At 67.2% G+C, this 19,649-nt stretch carries 19 protein-coding genes; 12 read left to right on the top strand and 7 right to left on the bottom strand.

Translation table 11 applies throughout. The features are described 5' to 3' along the window. Position 1: 1 nt before the first annotated feature. The 3 genes from L3V85_RS31185 to L3V85_RS31175 all read right to left on the bottom strand — a co-directional run bounded on the left by L3V85_RS31185 (position 2) and on the right by L3V85_RS31175 (position 3,722). The gene (locus L3V85_RS31185) at positions 2 to 1,888 is read right to left on the bottom strand and encodes a TRAP transporter large permease (protein WP_237676461.1); all 1,887 of its coding nucleotides are present in this window, start codon (positions 1,886 to 1,888) and stop codon (positions 2 to 4) included. Beyond that, positions 1,885 to 2,514: a TRAP transporter small permease subunit gene (locus tag L3V85_RS31180; protein ID WP_237676460.1), complete on the bottom strand. Its 630-nt coding sequence runs from the start codon at positions 2,512 to 2,514 to the stop codon at positions 1,885 to 1,887. Before L3V85_RS31180 ends, L3V85_RS31185 begins: the two co-directional genes overlap by 4 nt. A 92-nt stretch (positions 2,515 to 2,606) precedes the next feature. Further along, positions 2,607 to 3,722 carry a TRAP transporter substrate-binding protein gene (locus L3V85_RS31175; RefSeq protein ID WP_237676459.1) on the bottom strand — a complete coding sequence of 372 codons (1,116 nt, stop codon included), beginning with the start codon at positions 3,720 to 3,722 and terminating at the stop codon, positions 2,607 to 2,609. A 177-nt stretch (positions 3,723 to 3,899) separates the two neighbouring features. Here L3V85_RS31175 and L3V85_RS31170 point away from each other — a divergent pair, with 177 nt between their 5' ends. Both L3V85_RS31170 and L3V85_RS31165 read left to right on the top strand, forming a co-directional pair. Then, entirely contained in the window at positions 3,900 to 4,310 is a 411-nt protein-coding gene (locus L3V85_RS31170) for a rhodanese-like domain-containing protein (protein ID WP_237676458.1), read from the top strand. Positions 4,311 to 4,400: 90 nt separating this feature from the next. Then, a complete protein-coding gene (locus L3V85_RS31165; RefSeq protein ID WP_237676457.1) occupies positions 4,401 to 5,180 on the top strand; it encodes a type III pantothenate kinase in 780 nt (259 codons plus the stop codon). Between the two features lie 20 nt (positions 5,181 to 5,200). Here L3V85_RS31165 and L3V85_RS31160 read toward each other — a convergent pair whose 3' ends face one another. The 3 genes from L3V85_RS31160 to L3V85_RS31150 are packed head-to-tail and all read right to left on the bottom strand — an operon-like array spanning position 5,201 to position 8,277. Continuing rightward, a complete protein-coding gene (locus L3V85_RS31160) occupies positions 5,201 to 6,541 on the bottom strand; it encodes a serine hydrolase domain-containing protein (RefSeq protein WP_237676456.1) in 1,341 nt (446 codons plus the stop codon). Between the two features lie 37 nt (positions 6,542 to 6,578). Then, positions 6,579 to 7,394, bottom strand: a complete 816-nt coding sequence (locus L3V85_RS31155) for a crotonase/enoyl-CoA hydratase family protein (protein WP_237676455.1) — start codon at positions 7,392 to 7,394, stop codon at positions 6,579 to 6,581. Positions 7,395 to 7,428: 34 nt separating this feature from the next. After that, positions 7,429 to 8,277: a 3-hydroxybutyryl-CoA dehydrogenase gene (locus L3V85_RS31150; RefSeq protein ID WP_237676454.1), complete on the bottom strand. Its 849-nt coding sequence runs from the start codon at positions 8,275 to 8,277 to the stop codon at positions 7,429 to 7,431. 178 nt (positions 8,278 to 8,455) lie between these two features. Between L3V85_RS31150 and purT the strand changes: the two genes are divergently transcribed. The 10 genes from purT to L3V85_RS31100 all read left to right on the top strand — a co-directional run bounded on the left by purT (position 8,456) and on the right by L3V85_RS31100 (position 18,986). Then, positions 8,456 to 9,658 carry a formate-dependent phosphoribosylglycinamide formyltransferase gene (gene purT / locus L3V85_RS31145; protein ID WP_237676453.1) on the top strand — a complete coding sequence of 401 codons (1,203 nt, stop codon included), beginning with the start codon at positions 8,456 to 8,458 and terminating at the stop codon, positions 9,656 to 9,658. A 63-nt stretch (positions 9,659 to 9,721) separates the two neighbouring features. After that, complete coding sequence (locus L3V85_RS31140; protein ID WP_237676452.1) at positions 9,722 to 10,663, top strand: alpha/beta hydrolase; 942 nt, start codon at positions 9,722 to 9,724, stop codon at positions 10,661 to 10,663. Positions 10,664 to 10,774: 111 nt separating this feature from the next. Then, positions 10,775 to 11,605 carry a helix-turn-helix domain-containing protein gene (locus L3V85_RS31135; protein ID WP_237676451.1) on the top strand — a complete coding sequence of 277 codons (831 nt, stop codon included), beginning with the start codon at positions 10,775 to 10,777 and terminating at the stop codon, positions 11,603 to 11,605. A 14-nt stretch (positions 11,606 to 11,619) separates the two neighbouring features. Further along, entirely contained in the window at positions 11,620 to 12,495 is an 876-nt protein-coding gene (locus tag L3V85_RS31130) for a branched-chain amino acid ABC transporter permease (RefSeq protein ID WP_237676450.1), read from the top strand. A 7-nt stretch (positions 12,496 to 12,502) separates the two neighbouring features. Beyond that, positions 12,503 to 13,579: a branched-chain amino acid ABC transporter permease gene (locus L3V85_RS31125; protein WP_237676449.1), complete on the top strand. Its 1,077-nt coding sequence runs from the start codon at positions 12,503 to 12,505 to the stop codon at positions 13,577 to 13,579. After that, a complete protein-coding gene (locus L3V85_RS31120; RefSeq protein ID WP_237676448.1) occupies positions 13,576 to 14,397 on the top strand; it encodes an ABC transporter ATP-binding protein in 822 nt (273 codons plus the stop codon). Before L3V85_RS31125 ends, L3V85_RS31120 begins: the two co-directional genes overlap by 4 nt. Before the next feature lie 268 nt (positions 14,398 to 14,665). Beyond that, a complete protein-coding gene (locus L3V85_RS31115; protein ID WP_237676447.1) occupies positions 14,666 to 15,439 on the top strand; it encodes an ABC transporter ATP-binding protein in 774 nt (257 codons plus the stop codon). A gap of 8 nt (positions 15,440 to 15,447) precedes the next feature. Then, positions 15,448 to 17,304, top strand: a complete 1,857-nt coding sequence (locus L3V85_RS31110) for an AMP-dependent synthetase/ligase (protein ID WP_237676446.1) — start codon at positions 15,448 to 15,450, stop codon at positions 17,302 to 17,304. Positions 17,305 to 17,338: 34 nt separating this feature from the next. Beyond that, on the top strand, positions 17,339 to 18,505 hold the full coding sequence (locus tag L3V85_RS31105; protein ID WP_237676445.1) for an ABC transporter substrate-binding protein: 1,167 nt from the start codon (positions 17,339 to 17,341) through the stop codon (positions 18,503 to 18,505). A 7-nt stretch (positions 18,506 to 18,512) separates the two neighbouring features. After that, entirely contained in the window at positions 18,513 to 18,986 is a 474-nt protein-coding gene (locus tag L3V85_RS31100; RefSeq protein ID WP_237676444.1) for an EVE domain-containing protein, read from the top strand. Positions 18,987 to 18,994: 8 nt separating this feature from the next. Here L3V85_RS31100 and L3V85_RS31095 read toward each other — a convergent pair whose 3' ends face one another. Next, the gene (locus L3V85_RS31095) at positions 18,995 to 19,648 is read right to left on the bottom strand and encodes a MarC family protein (RefSeq protein WP_237676443.1); all 654 of its coding nucleotides are present in this window, start codon (positions 19,646 to 19,648) and stop codon (positions 18,995 to 18,997) included. Position 19,649 lies beyond the last annotated feature (1 nt).

Raw genomic sequence — 19,649 nt, 5'->3', positions numbered from 1 at the left:
TCTACTTGTAAAGCAACTGCGGCAACCACAACCCGATCTGCGGCCACATGTACAGCAGCACGATCGCCAGCACCTGGATGCCCATGAACGGCAGCATGCCCAGGAAGATCTGGTTCAGCGTCACGTGCGGCGGGCTCACGCCCTTCAGGTAGAAGGCGGCCATGGCCACCGGGGGCGAGAGGAAGGCGGTCTGCAGGTTCAGCGCCACCAGGAGCCCGAAGAACAGCGGGTCGACGCCGAAGTTGTCGAGCAGCGGGATGAAGATGGGCATGAAGATCACGATGATCTCGGTCCACTCCAGCGGCCAGCCCAGCAGGAAGATGATGACCTGGCTCAGGATCAGGAACTCCACCTTCGTGAGGTTCATGCCGAGCACCCACTCTTCCACCAGCGCCTGCCCGCCCAGCAGCGCGAACGCGGCCGAGAAGATGGCCGAGCCCACGAACAGCCAGCACACCATGGCCGAGGTCTTGGCGGTGAGGAACACCGACTCCTTGAGCACCGCCAGGTTCAGCCGCCGGTAGGCGGCGGCCAGCAGCATGCCGCCCAGCGCGCCCATGGCTGCCGCCTCGGTTGGCGTCGCCAGGCCGAGCACGATCGAGCCCAGCACCGAGAAGATCAGCAGCATCAGCGGAAAGAACGATGCCAGCAGCATCTTGAAGATCTCGAGCCGCGCGAAGCTCAGGAACAGATAGAACAGCGTGACGAGGGCGCCGAAGATCGCGAAGCTGACCCACCACCAAGTGGGCGCGGGGCGCTCGGTGGCGGCTTCGGGCGTGTCCGCCGTCGCCTGCGCCGGTTCGGCCAGCGGCGCAGGCGAAGCGACGGGCGCCGGTGCCTGCTCGCCGCCGGGAGGCTCCTGCAAGCCTCCTTCGGACGGCGGTTCCTGCAGGCCCCCTTCACTGGGGGCGCTGCGCACGGCGCCGATCTCCTCGATGTCGTAGCGCGCCTGTGCCTCCACGGTCGTCACGGCCTTGTAGCTGAAGGCCGCGAGCAGCAGGAAGATCACTCCCGGCATCGCGACGATGCCGAGCTGCCTCAGCACATGCGAGAACGGCACGCCGGCATTGCGCCTGCCCTTCAGCAGCCCCACCAGCGCATGCGCGGCGGGGCTGTCGGCCAGCCGCTGCGACAGCGGCGGCAGCGGCACCACGCGCTCGGCCTGCGACAGCGGCGGTGCCCATTGCGGCTTGAGCCACGCGACGATGATCACGTACAGCACGTAGAGCGACGACAGCATCAGCCCCGGGAAGAAGGCGCCCGCATACAGCTGCACCACCGACACGCCCGCCGTCGCGCCATAGACGATCAGCAGCACCGACGGCGGCAGCAGGATGCCCAGGCAGCCGCCCGCCGTGATCGACCCCGCCGCCAGCGGCACGCTGTAGCCCGCGCGCAGCATGGCGGGCAACGCCAGCAGGCCCATCAGCGTGACCACCGCGCCGACGATGCCGGTGGCCGTCGCGAAGATGGTGCAGGTGACCAGCGTCGCCACCGCGAGTGCGCCCGGCAGCCGAGCGAGCGCCAGGTGCAGGCTCTTGAACAGCGACTCGATGAGGTTCGCGCGCTCCACCAGGTAGCCCATGAAGACGAACAGCGGCACCGCGATGAGCACGTCGTTGGCCATGGTCTTGAAGGCCGACTGCACCATCAGGTCGAGCGTGCGGTTCCAGTCGCGGTCGTAGGCGAGCCAGGTGAAGATCATGCCCATGCCCATCAGCGTGAACGCTGTGGGAAAGCCCAGCATGATGGCCACGACCACCAGCGACAGCATCAGCAGCCCGAGGTGGCCGTTGGTGATGGTCGGCGCGTTCGCCAGCACCGCGCCCGCGCCGATCACGATCAGCGCCATGAACGACAGGCCGAACCAGAGTTCGCGGCGGATCATCGCGCGCCCTCGCTGGCGGTTTGCGCCACCACCACGCGGTCGAGCGCGGCGATGTCCGCGTCTTTCACGTGCACCATTTCCTTGAGCTTCTCGACGTCGACTTCCTCCACGTCCTGCTCGCGCGACGGCCACTTGCCTTGTCGGATGCATTGGACGCAGCGGATGATCTCGACGATGCCCTGCAGCAGCAGCGTGAAGCCCGCGAGCGGAATGACGTACTTGAAGGGGTACAGCGGCAGCGGCTCGGCCGAGAAGGTCTGCTCGCGGATGGCGAGCGACTCGCCCGCGTAGATCCAGCCGGCCCAGGTGAGCGCCACGATGCCCGGCAAGAAGAACACGATGTACAGCGTCAGGTCGACCATCGCCTGCGTGCGCGGACGGAAGAAGCCGTAGAGCACGTCGCCGCGCACGTGGCCGTTCTTGGAGAGCGTGTAGGCGCCGGCGGTCATGAACATCGCGCCGTACAGCATGATCTGCGCGTCCAGCACCCAGGCGTGCGGCTTGTTGAGCGCATAGCGGGAGAACACCTCCCAGCTGATGAGCAGCGTGAGCAGCAGCGCGCACCAGGCGAAGGTCTTGCCGATCCAGGTGGAGAACCGGTCGACCGCCAGCAGGAAAGATTGCATCGGAACGAACTCCTCGCCGCGACCCGTGCGCGGCATGCGTGCAGGCATGAAAGAGGGCGCCGCCCGGGCGCCCTCGCGTCACATGAAGCGCATCAGGCCTTCTTGGCCTGTCGTCCGAAGTAGTGGTTGTAGGCCATCTTGAAATCGACCGAGTAGTCGTTCTGCCACTGGCCTGCGCGCTCGGCGAAGGCGCGCTGCGAGTCGAGCACCTTCTTGAACATCGGGTTCTCGGCCGACTTCTTGGCGATGGTCTTGTCCCAGGAGGCGAGCTGCGCGCGCAGCACGGCGTCGGGCGTCTTGTAGAACTTGATGCCGGCCTTCTTCAGCTCTTCATAGTCCTTCGAATTGCGGTCGATGGCCTTCCAGCTCATGTCGGCGCTGGCGGCCTGCGTGGCGTACTCGATGATCGATTTGAGCTCCGGCGGCAGCGACTTGAGCTTGCTGCCGTTGAAGAGCACCTCGAACTGCTCGCCGCTCTGGTGGAAGCTCTGCAGCATGCAGTTCTTGGCCACGTCGGGAAAGCCCAGCACGCGGTCGCTGGAGGCGTTGTTGAACTCGGCCGCGTCGATCAGCCCGCGGTCCAGCGCGGGCACGATCTCGCCGCCGGGCAGCGGGTTCACGGCCGCGCCCATGTCGGTGAACACGTCCACCGCCAGGCCCACGGTGCGGAACTTCAGGCCCTTCATGTCCTCGGCCTTGGCCACCGGCTTCTTGAACCAGCCCAGCGGCTGCGTGGGCATGGGTCCGTAGAGGTAGGAGGCGACGTCGAGGTTCAGGCCCTTGTAGATCTCGTCCATCAGCGCCTTGCCGCCGCCGTAGGTGTGCCAGGCCAGGATCATGTTGGCGTCCATGCCGTAGCCCGGGCCGGAGCCCCACAGCGCGAGCGCGGAGTTCTTGCCGTACCAGTACGCGACCACGCCGTGGCCGCCGTCGAGCGTGCCCTTGGCCACCGCGTCGAGCAGCTGGAACGCGGGCACCACCGAGCCGGCGGGCAGCACCTCGATCTTCAGGCGGTTGCCCGCCATGTCGTTGACCTTCTTGGCGTAGTCGAGCGCGTACTCGTGGAAGATGTCTTTCGCGGGCCAGGTGCTCTGGAAGCGCAGCGAAGTGGTCTGGGCCATGCTGACCATCGGCACGGACATGGCACCGGCGGCCACGGCGGCGCCCTTGAGCAGCCCGCGGCGGCGGGGCAGTTTGCTGTCTGTCATTTGTCTCTCTCCAATTGGCTGTTCTGACTGGGGAAACCCAGGCTGCCGTCTTGGAGTTATGGTTTGACAGGCCCAAGCCGCCATCTTTGGCGCACAGGAACACGCAACAAACAGGGTTTTCACGAAGTGGTGAAAAATTCCGGTCATTGAAAACCCGCATTCCAAGGAACAAAGCAGATGACTGACCCCGTCGAAAACAAGGGCTACGCCGGCGACGTGACGCCCGAACAGGCCGCGCGGTGGATGGCCGACGGCGAGGCCGTGATGGTCGACGTGCGCACCGACGCCGAGCGCGAGTGGGTCGGCTACGTGCCCGGCGCCGTGCCGCTGGCGTGGAAGCAATGGCCGGGCATGGCGATGAACCCGGCATTCGACGACGGCGTGCGTGCTGCCGCCGAGGCAAAGAAGAAGCTGGTGATGTTGTGCCGCAGCGGTGTGCGTTCTGTCGCGGCCGCGAAGCGCGCTACCGAGTTGGGCGTGGAGGCTTACAACATCCTCGAGGGGTTCGAGGGGAATCCCGATGAGAACGGCCACCGGGGGCAGATCGGCGGGTGGCGCAAGCGTGGGTTGCCCTGGCGCCAGAACTGAACCGCAACGCGCAGGCCTCGCGCGGGCCCCTGCCGCGCATGCGACGCACCCGCCAGCAGAGCAAGACACAAAGTCGCAATAATCCGGCGCATGGCATCCCCCTTCCTCGCTATCGACATCGGCAATACCCGCCTCAAGTGGGCGCTCTACGACTCGGCCCGCCCCGGCGCCGCGTTGCAGGCGCAGGGCGCGGAATTCCTGGACCACATCGAACGGCTGGCCGACGGCCCGTGGGCCGACTTGCCCGCCCCCGGCTCCATGCTGGGCTGCGTGGTGGCCGGCGACGCGGTACGGCGCCGTGCCGAGGAGCAGATCGTCGAGCGCTTCGACTGCCCGGCGCGCTGGGTGATGTCGAGCGCGGGCGAGGCCGGCATCGTGAACGGCTACGACCACCCCACGCGCCTGGGCGCCGATCGCTTCGTGGCGATGATCGGCGCGCGCCACCGCATGCTGGCGGAGCGGCCGGGCGAGCCGCCGCGGCCGATGGTGGTGGTGCTGATCGGCACGGCCGTGACGGTCGAGGCGATCGATGCCGAGGGCAAGTTCCTCGGCGGCCTGATCCTGCCGGGCCACGGCATCATGCTGCGGGCGCTGGAGTCGGGCACGGCCGGGCTGCACGTGCCGACCGGCGAGGTGCGCGAATTTCCCACCAACACCAGCGACGCGCTCACCAGCGGCGGCACCTACGCCATCGCCGGCGCGGTGGAGCGGATGGTGCAGCACGTGCGCTCGCACTGCGGTGCCGAGCCCGCCTGCTACATGACCGGCGGCGCGGGCTGGAAGATGGCGCCCGTCATGAACGGGCATTTCGAGCTGGTCGAGAGCCTGATCATGGACGGGCTCCTGGTCATCGCCGAAGCGCGGGGCTGATAAAAGCCCCGCGGGGCTCGTCAGCGGCGCATCAGCGCCTCGCCCATCGCCTGGAACGCGGGCAGGGTCAGCGGGTCGTTCGCGCCGTTGGCCGCCACCGGGTGCGCGGCGTAGCGCACGATGACCATCTCGGCCTTCGGGTCCACGTAGATGCTCTGTCCGTGGATGCCGCGCGCCATGTAGGCGCCATGCGGGTTGTGCGAGACCCACCACATGTCGCGGTACGACCAGCCCTGCAGCAGCGGGTAGCCGGCCTTGACGAACTTGGCTGGGTCGCCGCCGCGGCGGATGTCTTCCACCACCGCCTTCGGAATGGCCTGCTGGCCGTTGGACGCGCGGCCGTCGTTGCGCATGGTCTCGCCGAAGCGGACCAGGTCGCGCAGAACAGTGTTCAGGCCGCCGCCGCCCGACTCGGTGCCGATGCGGTCGACCATGAAATACGCGTCCTGTTCGGCGCCGATGCGGCGCCAGATCTTCTCGCTCAGCAGGTCGGCCAGCGACTGGTTGCTGGCGCGGCGCACGATCCAGGCCAGCACCTCGGCGTTGACCGTCTTGTAGGCGAAGGCGTCGCCGTGCTCGCCTTCCTTCTTCAGCGTGACGAGGAATTCGTAGAACGACTTCGGACCCGCATAGCCGGGGCCCTGCACCAGCATGCCGCCGGCGCGGGCGTAGTCCCAGATCTCGGCCTTGGGGTCGGCGTAGTTCTCGGAGTAGTGCACGCCCACGGTCATGTCCATCACCTGGCGCACGGTGGCGTCGCCGTATGCGGTGTCTTTCAGCTCGGGGATGTACTTGGTGACGGGCGCGGCCGGGTCGAGCTTGCCTTCGTCCGCGAGGATGGCCGCCAGCGTGCCCACGAAGGACTTGGTGACCGACATCGCGATGTGCGGACGCTCGGGCGTGAGCGCGCCGAAGTACTTCTCGTAGACCACCTTGCCGCGGTGCATCACGAGGATGCCGTCGGTGTAGGTGCCGGAGATCATCTGGGCGAAGTTGAGCGTCTGGTCGCTGCCTGTACTTCCAAGGGGCTTGAACGTCACGGCCTCGATCTGCACCGGCGAAGTTGCCGACGGCAGCGGGCTGGCCGCGCCTGCGCCACGCCACACGTTGGCGGTGGGCACCGTCTCGCGCACGTGCGAGAAGCTCCAGCGCGTGCGCGGAAACACGCCGCCGGCCGGGTTGTCGAAGGTGATGAGCTTGTCGGGCGGGGGCGGGAAGCCCTTCATCCAGCCCATCGCATCGACCGAGGTGGCCGCGGGGTCGGGCAGCGCGGCGGGCGCGGGCGTCTGTGCGTTGGTGGTGTTCACTGCGAGCAGGGTGAGGGCGGCGGCAAGCGCCGTGCGTGCTGTGGAAAGAGGCATGGTGATTGTTTTTGTCTGGAGGTGAGTCGAAACCGGGTCAGCGGCCGCTGAAGCGGGCCGGACGGCGTTCGACGAAGGAGCGCACGCCCTCCGCGGCGTCTTCGCTGTTCGACAGGCGCTTCTGCGTCTCGATGAATTCCGACACCGCGGCCAGCGGACCTTGCTCCACCGCCTTGATGACGTTCAGCCGCGTGGCCACCACCGCCAGCGGCGCCTGCGCCGCGATGCGCTGGGCGATGGCCAGCGCCGCGTCGAGCTCCTGTCCGGCCGGCACCACCTTCTGCACGAAGTTCAGGCGATAGGCCTCGGCGCTGTCGAACTCGTCGGCCGTGAGCAGGTGCAGCATCGCGTTGCCCACACCGGCGCGCTCGGCCATGCGCAGCGTGGCACCGCCCGTGGCCATGATGCCGCGCTGCACTTCCATCTGCGAGAAGCGGCAGTTGTCGGCCGCCACCACGATGTCGGCGCCCAGCATCAGCTCGATGCCCACCGTGAAACAGATGCCCTTGACGGCCACCACCATCGGCTTGGTGCGGCGGCGGTAGCCGGGCAGGCCGAAGTCGTGCGGCTCCACCAGGCCGGCGGGAATCGCCTTCTCGCCGCGCTTCATGTATTCGGTGACCGCCGGCAGGTCCAGGCCCGCCGTGAAGTGGTCGCCGAACGCGTGCAGCACGCCCACGCGCAGGTTCGGGTCGTCGTCGAGCCGGGTGTAGGCCTCGGCCAGTTGCTTGAACATCGGCGGCGTCCAGCCGTTGCGCTTGGCGGGGCGGTTGATGCCGATCAGCAGCACGTGGTCGAGCACCTGGGTGTCGATGCAGCCTTCCGCCGGCGGGGTGGTGGGGGTCGCGGTCATCGGTCTTGTCTCCGTGTTGTTATGGTTCTGTTGCTCAGTAGGTGTAGACGCCGCGGCCCGTCTTGCGGCCGAGCTGGCCGGCGGCGACCATTTCCTTCAGCAGCGGGCAGGGGCGGTACTTGGAGTCGCCGAACTGCTCGAGGTAGACCTCCATCACCGCCAGGCACACGTCCAGGCCGATCATGTCGGCCAGCGCCAGCGGGCCGATGGGCTGGTTGCAGCCCAGCTTCATGCCGGCGTCGATGTCTTCCGCCGTGGCGATGCCCTCGGACAGCACGAAGAAAGCCTCGTTGATCATCGGCACCAGGATGCGGTTGACCACGAAGCCCGGGGCGTTCTTCACCGTGATCGGCGACTTGCCCAGGCGCTCGGCCAGTTCCTTCACCGTGTCGTGCGTGGCGTCGCTCGTGAGGTAGCCGCGGATCAGCTCCACCAGCGCCATCATCGGCACCGGGTTGAAGAAGTGCATGCCGATGAAGCGGTCGGCGCGCGAGGTGGCGGCGGCCAGCTGCGTGATCGAGATGGACGAGGTATTCGAGGCGATGATGACCTCGGGCGCCAGCATCTCGTCGACCTGCTTGAGGATCTTGAGCTTGAGCGCGTGGTTCTCGGTGGCGGCCTCGATGACCAGCTGCGCGCTCTTGAGGTCTTCGTAGTTGGTGGAGCCCTGGATGAGCGCCAGCGCGGCGGTCTTCTGCTCGGCGGTGAGCTTTTCCTTCTTGATCAGGCGGTCGAGGCTGCCCGACACCGTGGCCAGGCCCTTGTCGACCGCCGCCTGGGCGATGTCGACCATCACCACCTTCACGCCGGCCACCGCGCAGGCCTGCGCGATGCCGTTGCCCATCGTTCCGGCGCCGATGATGCCGACAGTCTGGATAGCCATGAGAAAACTCCTTGAAGAAACAAAAAAACGGGGTGCGCGGGGGCGAGCGCCGCGGCAGGGAGCATCGATTGTGGATCAGCCCCGCACCCCCGCCGTTGCCGCGCGTGACACCGGGGGCCGGCGGGTGGCTTACAGTGCTGCGGTTGCTTTTCTTCCCCCATCTTCCTGTCCCGTGACCATGACCACCCTCGGCACCCCCCTTTCTCCCTCCGCCACCCGCGTGATGCTGCTCGGCTCCGGTGAACTCGGCAAGGAGGTGCTGATCGCCCTGCAGCGCCTCGGCGTCGAGACCATCGCCGTCGACCGCTACGAGAACGCCCCCGGCCAGCAGGTGTCGCACCATGCGCGCACCATCACCATGAGCGACCCAGAGCAGCTGAAAGCGCTGATCGAGGCCGAGAAGCCCGCGCTGGTGGTGCCCGAGATCGAGGCCATCGCCACGCCCATGCTGCAGCAGCTCGAAGACGCCGGCGTGGTGCGCGTGATTCCCACCGCCCGCGCCGCCCGCCTCACGATGGACCGCGAAGGCATCCGCCGCCTGGCCGCCGAGACGCTGGGCGTGCCCACCAGCCCCTACAAGTTCTGCGACTCGCTGGCCGAGCTGCAGGCCGCCATCGATGCGGGCATCGGCTACCCCTGCATCGTCAAGCCCGTGATGAGCAGCTCCGGCAAGGGCCAGAGCAAGATCGACGGCCCGGCCGACGTGCAGAAGGCCTGGGACTACGCCATGGCCGGCGGCCGCGTGAGCCATGGCCGGGTGATCGTCGAAGGCTTCATCGACTTCGACTACGAGATCACCCTGCTGACCGTGCGCGCCAAGGATGCCGCAGGCAGCGTGGAAACGAAGTTCTGCGACCCCATCGGCCATGTGCAGGTCAGCGGCGACTACGTGGAAAGCTGGCAGCCGCACCCCATGGCCCCCGCCGCGCTCGCGAAGGCGCAGCAGATCGCGCAGGCCGTCACCGCAGACCTGGGCGGCCAGGGCCTGTTCGGCGTGGAACTCTTCGTGAAGGGCGACGAGGTGTGGTTCAGCGAAGTCAGCCCGCGCCCGCACGACACCGGCATGGTCACCATGGCCACGCAGTGGCAGAACGAATTCGAGCTGCATGCGCGCGCCATCCTCGGCCTGCCGGTCGACACCTCGCTCAAGAGCCCGGGCGCCAGCGCCGTGATCTACGGCGGCGTGGACGCCACCGGCATCGCATTCGACGGCGTGGCCGATGCGCTGCAGGTGCCCGGCAGCGAAGTGCGCCTGTTCGGCAAGCCCGAGAGCTTCACCAAGCGCCGCATGGGCGTGGCGCTGGTGCACGCGGCCGACACCGACACGGCCCGCAAGCTGGCCAAGGAAGCCGCTTCGCGCGTGAAACCCCGCAAGGCATAGCCAGTTTCCGCAAGCCGCGCCGCGATGGCACGGGCATGGTCGGGCGAATCCACCGGAGACACCATGCTGCATCCCCAGGCGCGCGCATTGCTCGACTTCATCGAGGCGCGCGGCATTCCGCCGACCCACACGCTTTCGCCGGCCGACGCGCGGGCCTTCTACCGCGACCGCCGCACCGCCACCCAGCCGCTACCGGCCGAAGTGGCCGAGGTGCGCGACCTCGCCGCCGACGGGCCGCACGGCACCATCCCGGTGCGCCTGTACCGTCCGATGGGCTCCGGCGTGGGCCCGCTGCCCGTGCTGGTGTACTACCACGGCGGCGGCTGGGTCATCGGCGACCTCGACACGCACGACGTGCTGTGCCGCGAGCTGGCCAACGGCGCGGGCTGCGCGGTGGTTGCGGTCGACTACCGCATGGCGCCGGAGCACCGCTTCCCAGCCGCCTTCGACGACGCGCTGGCCGCCACCCGCTGGGTACGCCGCGAGGCCGCGACGCTGGGGCTCGACGCGAGCCGCCTGGCGGTGGGCGGTGACAGCGCGGGCGGCAACCTCGCGGCGGCGGTGGCCATCGCCGCGCGCGATGCGGGCGACCTGCCCGTGGCCTTCCAGCTGCTGATCTACCCGGCCACCGACATGCGCCGCGGCCATCCCTCGCACCAGTCCAACGGCCAGGGCTACCTGCTGACCCGCGACACCATGGCCTACTTCCACGACCACTACATCACCGATCCGGCGCAGGACCTCGACTGGCGCGCCTCGCCGCTGCTGCACGCGGACCTGTCGAAGCTGCCGCCCGCGCTGGTGCTTACCGCCGGCTACGACCCGCTGCGCGACGAGGGCGCCGCGTATGCCGACGCGCTCACCGCCGCCGGCAACCGCGCCGTGTACGTGTGCTTCGAGCGCCAGATCCACGGCTTCGTGCCCATGGGCAAGGTGCTCGACGAGGCCAACACCGCAGTGGCGCTGTGCGCCGCCGAACTGCGCCGGGCCTTCGCCGAAGCCTAGGGAAAGTCCCCGCGCAAATCGATGCCGCGCCGGCGGCCCGCGCCGCTACGATCCAGCCAACAAAGGACGCCGCCTCGAAGCGGCAGTCCACCGATGCAGGAGACAAGCACCATGCAGCGAACGAGGACGACGCCGGCGGCAAGCGGCGCCGCACGGCAGGGCGAGCGCCTGATGTGGCTCACGCCGCACCGCGTGTTCTACGCCGGCCTGCTCGGCGCGGCCGCCGAACGCACGATGGGCGGGCACGGCGTGTACGTGTCGCCCGCCGGCGCGCCGCCGAACCGCATCCGCGTCGGCGGCGGCGCGTGGCTCACCGGTGAATTCATCGTCGTGCCGCCGCACGTGCCGCACCAGGTGGAGAGCGCGCATCCGCTGATCTTCAACCTGCTGGTGGAGTCGGAGTCGGTCGACCCCGCGCGCCTGCCGGCCTTCCTGCAGCACTGCGGCCCGGTCGATGCGCCGGCCTTCGTGCAGCGCGTGCGCGAGGCGCATGCGCACCTGCTGGCCGCCTCTGCGCGCGGCATGAACTTCGAGGGCTTCGACTTCGACGCGCTGTTCTTCGGCGAGGCGCTCGCGCCGCGCGTGCTCGACGCGCGCATCCGCAAGGTGGCCGACGCCATCAACGCCGACCCCGCCACGCCGATGTCGGCCGAGGAGTGCGCCGCGTCGGTGCACCTGTCGTTCTCGCGCTTCCTGCACCTGTTCAAGCAGGAGACCGGCATGGCCTTCCGCGCCTTCCGCGCATGGAAGCGCGCGCGCAGCCTGCTGCGCTACGTGCAGCAGGGCAGCACGCTCACCGACATCGCGCTCGACACCGGCTACCCCGACTCCACGCATTTCAGCCATTCGATCCGCCAGGTCTACGGCCTCAAGCCCAGCGACATCGTGGCCGGCTCGCGCCGCCTCGCGCTGCACGACCTGGCCGGCGGCTTCCGTCAGTAGCGCGGGCGGCGGGCATGCAGATTCTTCAACTGCTGCTGTCGGGCATCGCGCAGGGCTGCATCTACGGCCTGATCGCGCTGGGCTTCGTGCTGATCTACAAGGCCACCGAGACCGTGAGCTTCGCGCAGGGCGACCTGATGATGCTGGGCGCCTTCGGCGCGTTCGCGGGCATGTCGCTGTTCGGCATGCCGTTCTGGCTCGCGGCCATCCTCGCGGTGGTGGCGATGGCGGCCTTCGGCGTGCTGCTGGAGCTGGTGGTGATCCGCTCGATCCTGGGGCAGCCGCAGTTCTCCATCGTCATGCTGACCATCGGCATCGCCTACGTGGCGCGTGGTGTCATCACCATGGTGCCCGGCATCGGCACCGAGACCCACACGCTGGCCGTGCCCTACAAGGACCAGATCTGGAAGCTGGGCGAGCTGGTGGTCAACCTGGAGCAGCTCGCGATCATCATCGCCACCGCGGTGCTGTGCGGCCTGCTGTTCGCGATGTTCCGCTACAGCAAGCTCGGCATCGCGATGCAGGCCTCGTCGCAGAACCAGCTGGCGGCCTACTACATGGGCATTCCGGTGAAGCGGCTCAACGGGCTGGTGTGGGGCCTGGCGGCGGCGGTGGCGGCGATTGCGGGCATGCTGCTCGCGCCCATCACCTTCGTGCACGCGAACATGGGCTTCATCGGGCTCAAGGCCTTTCCGGCGGCGGTGGTGGGCGGCTTCGGCAGCCTGCCCGGCGCGATCGTCGGCGGGCTGGTCATCGGCATCGTCGAGTCGTTCGCGGGCTTCTACCTGCCGGACGGCTTCAAGGACACGGCGCCGTACATCGTGGTGTTGCTGATGCTCATGATCAAGCCCAACGGGCTGTTCGGCGAAAAGCTCCGCAAGAAGGTGTAAGTCCCATATGCGCTTCATCTTCAAGACAAGCTACGACCAGGACATCCGCCTCGCGCGTCACGGCGGCCACATGTTCTGGTATGGCCTGCTCGTGGCGTTCCTGCTGGCCGCGCCGTGGGTCATCGACGAGTACTGGCTCGCGCAGCTGACCTTCGTGCTGATCTACGGCATCGTCGGCCTGGGGCTGATGCTGCTGGCCGGCTTTACCGGGCAGTTCTCCATCGGGCATGCGGCGTTCCTGGGCGCGGGGGCGTACACGCAGGGTGTGCTGACGAATCTGGGCGTGCCGTTTCCGCTCGCATTGGTCGCGGCTGCGGCGCTGTCGGCGGCGGTGGGCGTGGTGGTCGCGCTGCCGGCGCTGCGCGTGAAGGGGATCTACCTGGGCATTGCCACGCTGTCGTTCGGCTTCATCGTGGAGGAGGTGTTCGCGCGCTGGGAGAGCGTGACGGGCGGCAACGCCGGGCTGCATGTGAAGTCGCCGCAGCTCTTCGGCTGGTCGCTGGGTTCGGGCGAGGGCTTCTACTTCCTGTGCTTGGTGGTGGCGGTGCTGGCCACGCTGGGCATCCTGAACCTGCTGCGCTCGCCGACGGGGCGGGCCTTCGTCGCCATCCGCGATTCGGAGATCTCGGCGCAGAGCATGGGCATTCACCTGGCGCGCTACAAGACGATGTCGTTCGCGATCTCGGCCGCGCTCGCGGGGCTGGGCGGCGCGCTGTATGCGCACAAGCTGAGCTTCATCTCGCCGGACCAGTTCAGCATCCTTCAATCGATCGACCTGCTGCTGATGGTGGTGATCGGCGGGCTGGGCTCGGTGCACGGCGCATTCCTGGGCGCGATCTTCCTGATCGCGATGCCGCAGCTGATCTCCATCGGCAAGGACTGGCTGCCCGAGGCCATCGGGCAGGCACCGGGGCTGCAGGGGCTGGTGTATGGCGTGGTGCTGATCGCCTTCGTGCTGTTCGAGCCGCTGGGGCTGTACGGGCGCTGGCTCAAGGTGCGCACCTGGCTGCAGCTCTTTCCGTTCTACCGCAAGGGGTTGTTCAAGCGGCAGAAGTCGTTCACCAAGTCGGATCGCCTGAGATGAGCAGCGGTGACATTCTTCTTTCCGCGAAGGAGCTGAGCGTGCGCTTCGGCGGCGTGCTTGCGGTGAACAAGGTGAGCTTCGACGTGCGGCGCGGCGAGGTGTTCACGCTGATCGGGCCGAACGGCGCTGGCAAGACGACGGTGTTCAACCTGATCAGCCGCATCTACACGCCGACCACGGGCGAGATCACCTGGCATGGCGAAGAGGGCGGCCCGCTCGCGCTGACGCAGCAGGCGCCGCATGCGATCGCGGCGCTGGGCATTGCGCGCACGTTCCAGAACATCGAGCTGTTCGAGCATGCGACGGTGTTGCACAACCTGCTGATCGGCCGCCACACGCACCGGCAGACGGGGTTCTGGAGCGAGGTGTTCTTCACGCCCGCGACGCGGCGCGCGGAGATCGCGGCGCGCGAGAAGGCGGAGCAGGTGATCGAGTTGCTGGACCTGCAGCATCATCGCGATTCGATGGTGGCGGGGTTGCCTTATGGCGTTCGCAAGGTGGTGGAGCTGGCGCGTGCCTTGTGCACCGAACCCAAGCTGCTGCTGCTCGACGAGCCGTCGTCGGGGCTCAATGTCGAAGAGACGGCGGACATGGCGTTCTGGATCCAGGACATCCAGCATGAGCTGGGGGTGTCCGTGCTGATGGTCGAGCACGACATGTCGCTTGTTTCCAAAGTGTCCGACCGGGTGCTTGCCATGAACCAGGGGGAGGTACTGGCTACCGGCTCTCCTGGTGAGGTGCAGGCTGATCCGCGTGTTGTCGAGGCCTACCTTGGGACTGTGGATGACGTGAGCAGTTTGAGGAGGGTGGCGGCGTGAATGCTTCGTTCGTTGCCTCTTTGGGGACGCCCGGTATGCGGTGCGGGGCGGGCGCCCCCACTATGCCGGCCGCTTCGCGGCTCCCCTGCGGTGCTCGCGTTTCGCGGGGTCTCGCAGAACTCGCTTCGCTCAAACAGCTGCGAGCCCTTGTCCGCGAAACGCTGCGCTCCTCGGCGGCACAGAGGGGGCACCCGCCCCGCACCGCACACCGGGCTTGGCTAGGGTGGAAACACTCTGAGCGCCGCTCCCCGAACGCAGGAAGACAAAGATGAGCGACATCGTGCTCCAGTTGCTCAACGTGGAGAGCGCTTACGGCCCCATCAAGGCCATCAGAGGCGTGAGCCTGAAAGTACGGCAGGGCGAGATCGCAACGGTATTGGGCTCGAACGGCGCAGGCAAGACGACGATCCTGAAGACGATCTCCGGAATCATCGACCCGAGAAAAGGCAGCATCGAATTCCAGAGCAAGGACATCACCGCCAAGGACCCGGCCTACATCGTCCAGCAGGGCCTGAGCCATGTGCCCGAAGGCCGCGAAGTCTTTCCGCTGCTTTCGGTGAAAGACAACCTGCTGATGGGCGCCTACACCCGCAAGGACCGCGACGGCGTGGCGCGGGACATGGAGACCGTCTATGCCTACTTCCCCATCCTGCGCGAACGCGCGACGCAGGACGCGGGCCTTCTTTCAGGCGGGCAACAGCAGATGCTCGCCATCTCGCGCGCCATCATGGCGGCGCCGCATCTCATTCTTCTGGACGAGCCCAGCCTCGGCCTCAGCCCCAAGCTGACGAAGGAAATCTTCGAGATCGTGGTGCGCATCAACCGCGAGCGCGGCACCACCATCCTCCTCGTCGAGCAGAACGCCAACATGGCGCTCAATGCCGCCGACCACGGCTACGTGCTCGAGAACGGCCGCATCGTGATGGAAGACTCCTGCGAACGCCTGAGGGAAAAGGAAGACATCAAGGAGTTCTACCTCGGCGTGAAGGACGACGGCGTGCGCGGCGAGCGGCGCTGGAAAAAGAAGAAGACCTGGAGGTAGCCACCGCCATGCAAGGACTCTGGGACCTCAACACCTTCGAACCCCGGCTCGACGTCGTCGTGCCCGGCGACACCATTCCCGCGATGTTCTGGAACGCCGTGAAGCAGCGCGGCGACAGCATCTGGATGCGGCAGAAAGAGCTGGGCATCTGGCGCAGCTGGAGCTGGCACCAGACCGCCGACGCCGTGCGCGAGATAGCGGCCGGCCTGCAGTCCATCGGCTTCGCGCCGGGCGAGTGCGCGTCCATCCTGTCCAACACCGTCATCGAATGGGTGCTTGCCGACCTGGCCGTGCTCAGCTGCGGCGGCGTGTCCAACGGCATCTATCCGACCGACGCCGCCTCGCAGGTGCACTACCTCTGCGAGGACTCGCGCACCACCGTGCTCTTCGTGGAAGACGACGAACAGCTCGACAAGGCGCTCGAAGTGCGCGCCGGCCTGCCGGGCCTGCGCTGCATCGTGGTGTTCGACATGGAGGGCCTGCGCGACCTCGAGGATCCGGGCGTGATGAGCCTCGACGCGCTGCGCGAACTCGGGCGCGCCCGCCTGTCGACCGACCCGCAGGCGGTGGAGCGCACCGTGGCCGCCTGCCGGCCCGAAGACCTCGCTATCCTCGTCTACACCTCGGGCACCACCGGCAAGCCCAAGGGCGCCATGCACAGCCATGCGGGGCTGGTGTACACAGCGCGCGGCTACAACACGCTCATCGCGCAGGACGAGAAGGACGAGCGCATGTGCTTCCTGCCGCTGTGCCACATCGCCGAGCGCATGGGTGGCGAGTACTTCGCGATGTACACCGGCTCGATTCTCAACTTCGTCGAGAACCCCGAGACCGTGCCCGAGAACGTGCGCGAGATCGCGCCCACCGTGTTCACCGCCGTGCCGCGCGTGTGGGAGAAGTTCTATTCGGGCGTGATGATCGCGCTGAAGGAAGCCGGCCCGCTGCAGCAGGCCGCCTACAAGTGGAGCATCGGCGTGGGCGAAGCCATTGCGGCGAAGGTGCTTGCGGGCGAGCCCGTCGGGGCGGGGCTCAAGTTCAAGTTCAGGCTGGCGCGCCTGCTGGCGCTGGACAACGCGCGCAAGCTCATCGGCATCCACCGCTCGCGTTTTCTCGTGACGGGCGCGGCGCCCATCTCGCCCGAGTTGGTGAAATGGTACCTGGCGCTCGGCGTGCCGATGCTGGAGGTGTGGGGCATGACGGAGTCGTGCGGCGCTTCCACCGCGGTGCCGGCCACGCGCATCAAGCCCGGCTCCATCGGGCCGGCCACCGGCTACAACGAAGTGCGCATCGACCCCGCCACCGGCGAGATCCTGGTGCGAGGCCCCAATGTCTTCATGGGTTACCTGAACCTGCCCGAGAAGACCGCCGAGACCATCGACCCCGAAGGCTGGCTGCACACCGGCGACGTCGGCGTGATGGACGAGGACGGGTATTTCCGCATCACCGACCGGATGAAAGACATCATCATCACGGCAGGTGGCAAGAACGTCACGCCGAGCGAGCTGGAGAACGAACTCAAGTTCAGCCTCTACATCACCGACGCCGTGGTGATCGGCGACAAGAAGCCCTACCTCACGGTGATCGTGATGATCGACCAGGAGAACGTCGAGAAGTTTGCGCAGGACCACGACGTGCCGTTCAGCAACTACGAGAGCCTGACGCGCACGAAGGAGGTGCTGGACCTGATCCAGGGCGAGATCGACCGCGTCAACGCCAAGTTCGCGCGCGTGGAGCAGATCAAGAAGTTCTTCCTGCTCGAGACGCAGCTGAGCGCCGAGGACGAGGAGCTCACGCCCACGATGAAGCTCAAGCGCAAGCTGGTGCAGACCAAGTACGCCGAGCGCATAGAAGCCATGTACCGGTGATTCGTTTTTTCCGTCAACCCGAGGAGACAACCGCATGAAGCTCAAGACACTGACGACGCTGGCCGTGCTGGGACTGATCGCGACGCTCGCGTCCGCGCAGCAGCAGCAGGGCGTGACCAAGGACGAGATCCGCATCGGCACCATCCAGGACCTGTCGGGTCCGCTCGCGGGCTTCGGCAAGCAGGCGCGCAACGGCATGCAGCTGCGCGTGGACGAACTCAACGAGCAGGGCAGCGTCAACGGCCGCAAGCTCAAGCTGTTCGTGGAGGACTCGGGCTACGACCCGAAGAAGGCCGTGCTGGCGGCGCAGAAGCTGGTGAACCAGGAAAAGATTTTCATCATGGCCGGCCACATCGGCACGGCGCAGAACATGGCGGCGATGCCGGTGCAGTTCGACAAGAACGTCATCAACTACATGCCCATCACGGCGGCGCGCGAAATGTACGAGCCGCTGAACCGGCTGAAGTACTCGTTCGCGGCCACCTACTACGACCAGATCCGGCTGGCGCTGCCGAAGATGATCAAGGACAAGGGCGCCAAGAAGGTCTGCACCATCTACCAGGACGACGAGTTCGGGCTCGAGGTGCAGCGCGGCGCCGAGGCGGGCCTGAAGGCCGCGGGCATGGAGCTGACCGAGAAGACCTCGTTCAAGCGCGGCGCCACCGACTTCAGCTCGCAGGTCGCGAAGATGAAGGCCGCCAACTGCGACCTCGTGGTGCTCGGCACCATCATCCGCGAGACCATCGGCACCGTGGGCGAGGCGCGCAAGACCGGCTTCAACCCGACCTTCCTGGGCTCGAGCGCGGCCTACACCGACCTGATCCACAAGCTGGGCGGCAAGGCGATGGACGGCATCTACGCCACCATGACGGTGCAGAACCCCTACACCGACGAGCAGTCGCAGCCGCTGCGCTTCTGGGCCAACAAGTACAAGACCAAGTTCAACGAAGACCCGACGGTGTTCTCGGTGTACGGCTACGTGATCATCGATTCGTTCATCAAGGCCGCGACCAAGGCCGGCCCGAACCTCACGACCGACAGCTTCATCAAGGCGATGGACAGCATCACCTTCGAGCCCGACATGTTCGGCAGCCCGAAGAGCACCTACACGGCCACCAAGCGCCTGGGCAACGACCAGTCGCGGCTGTCGCAGATCAAGGACGGCAAGTGGGTGGTGGTGTCCGACTATGTGACACCATGACGGGACCATGCCCACCCATTCCCCCAATTTCTGGTTGATGAAATCCGAGCCCGACGAGGTCTCGATCGACGATGCGCTCGCCGCGCCCGGCGCCACCGTGGCGTGGACCGGCGTGCGCAACTATCAGGCACGCAACTTCATGCGCGACGGCATGAAGGTCGGCGACGGCGTGCTGTTCTATCACTCGAGCTGCCCGGAGCCGGGCATCGCCGGCATCGCGCGGGTGGCCTCGGGCATCAAGCCCGACCCGACGCAGTTCGACCCCAAGTCGCCCTACTACGACGCAGGCGCCAAGCCGGAAGATCCGCGCTGGCTGCTGGTGGACGTGCAGGCGCTGCGCAAGACGCGGCTGCTGGCGCTGCCCGAGCTGCGCGCCAGGCCTGAATTGGCCGACCTCGTGGTGCTGCGCAAGGGGAACCGGCTGTCGATCACGCCGGTGGAGCCGGCGCACTGGAAGATCATCGAGAAGATGCTGGCCTGACGGGCGGCTCAGGCGAGCTTGTTCAGTATCGGGAACAGCTTGCCCAGGCCGTCGGCCATGACTTCGACCGCGAGCGCCGCGAGGATCAGGCCCATCAGCCGCGTCATGATGTTGATGCCGGTCTTGCCGAGCACCCGTGCGATCGGCTGCGCGAGCGAAAACGCCAGCGCCGTGGCCAGCGCCACCACCACGCCGTAGCCCACCAGAATGGCCAGCTCCCACAGGTGCTGCGCCTTGTCGGCGTAGATCACCACCGTGGAGATGGCGGCCGGTCCGGTGAGCAGCGGAATGGTCAGCGGCACCACGGCGATCGATGCGCCCATCGACGCCTTGACTTCGGTGGCGCGCAGCTCCTCGACGTTGGTCTTGCTCTCGGCCGGCTTGGCGTTGAGCATCGACAGCGAGCTCATGAGCAGCAGCAGCCCGCCGCCGACCTGGAAGCTCGCGATCGAGATGCCGAAGAAGGACAGCAGCTGAAGCCCGATGAGCGCGCTCACGGCGATGACCACGAACGCGCTGAAGGCCGACATGCGCACCGTGTGCCGGCGCTGCGCGTCGGTGTAGCCCTGCGTGTAGTGGATGAAGAAAGGCACGATGGCCAGCGGGTTGACGATGGCCACCAGCGTGACCAGCGGCTTGATCAGGTCCATCGATGTGCTCATG

The sequence above is a fragment of the Variovorax paradoxus genome (assembly GCF_022009635.1).
GTDB lineage: Bacteria > Pseudomonadota > Gammaproteobacteria > Burkholderiales > Burkholderiaceae_C > Variovorax.
The sequence above is the reverse complement of the archived record's forward strand: the minus strand, read 5'-3'. Positions and strand labels throughout refer to the sequence as shown.

Bases quoted from the DNA above. Each gene is read 5' to 3' on its own strand.
- L3V85_RS31150 (WP_237676454.1), bottom strand. From the start codon at position 8,277: ATGGCTATCCAGACTGTCGGCATCATCGGCGCCGGAACGATGGGCAAC.
- L3V85_RS31115 (WP_237676447.1), top strand. From the start codon at position 14,666: ATGAGCGACATCGTGCTCCAGTTGCTCAACGTGGAGAGCGCTTACGGC.
- L3V85_RS31140 (WP_237676452.1), top strand. From the start codon at position 9,722: ATGCTGCATCCCCAGGCGCGCGCATTGCTCGACTTCATCGAGGCGCGC.
- L3V85_RS31170 (WP_237676458.1), top strand. From the start codon at position 3,900: ATGACTGACCCCGTCGAAAACAAGGGCTACGCCGGCGACGTGACGCCC.
- L3V85_RS31165 (WP_237676457.1), top strand. From the start codon at position 4,401: ATGGCATCCCCCTTCCTCGCTATCGACATCGGCAATACCCGCCTCAAG.
- L3V85_RS31095 (WP_237676443.1), bottom strand. From the start codon at position 19,648: ATGAGCACATCGATGGACCTGATCAAGCCGCTGGTCACGCTGGTGGCC.
- L3V85_RS31135 (WP_237676451.1), top strand. From the start codon at position 10,775: ATGCAGCGAACGAGGACGACGCCGGCGGCAAGCGGCGCCGCACGGCAG.
- L3V85_RS31120 (WP_237676448.1), top strand. From the start codon at position 13,576: ATGAGCAGCGGTGACATTCTTCTTTCCGCGAAGGAGCTGAGCGTGCGC.
- L3V85_RS31100 (WP_237676444.1), top strand. From the start codon at position 18,513: ATGCCCACCCATTCCCCCAATTTCTGGTTGATGAAATCCGAGCCCGAC.
- L3V85_RS31180 (WP_237676460.1), bottom strand. From the start codon at position 2,514: ATGCAATCTTTCCTGCTGGCGGTCGACCGGTTCTCCACCTGGATCGGC.
- L3V85_RS31105 (WP_237676445.1), top strand. From the start codon at position 17,339: ATGAAGCTCAAGACACTGACGACGCTGGCCGTGCTGGGACTGATCGCG.
- L3V85_RS31185 (WP_237676461.1), bottom strand. From the start codon at position 1,888: ATGATCCGCCGCGAACTCTGGTTCGGCCTGTCGTTCATGGCGCTGATC.
- L3V85_RS31110 (WP_237676446.1), top strand. From the start codon at position 15,448: ATGCAAGGACTCTGGGACCTCAACACCTTCGAACCCCGGCTCGACGTC.
- purT (WP_237676453.1), top strand. From the start codon at position 8,456: ATGACCACCCTCGGCACCCCCCTTTCTCCCTCCGCCACCCGCGTGATG.
- L3V85_RS31155 (WP_237676455.1), bottom strand. From the start codon at position 7,394: ATGACCGCGACCCCCACCACCCCGCCGGCGGAAGGCTGCATCGACACC.
- L3V85_RS31125 (WP_237676449.1), top strand. From the start codon at position 12,503: ATGCGCTTCATCTTCAAGACAAGCTACGACCAGGACATCCGCCTCGCG.
- L3V85_RS31160 (WP_237676456.1), bottom strand. From the start codon at position 6,541: ATGCCTCTTTCCACAGCACGCACGGCGCTTGCCGCCGCCCTCACCCTG.
- L3V85_RS31130 (WP_237676450.1), top strand. From the start codon at position 11,620: ATGCAGATTCTTCAACTGCTGCTGTCGGGCATCGCGCAGGGCTGCATC.
- L3V85_RS31175 (WP_237676459.1), bottom strand. From the start codon at position 3,722: ATGACAGACAGCAAACTGCCCCGCCGCCGCGGGCTGCTCAAGGGCGCC.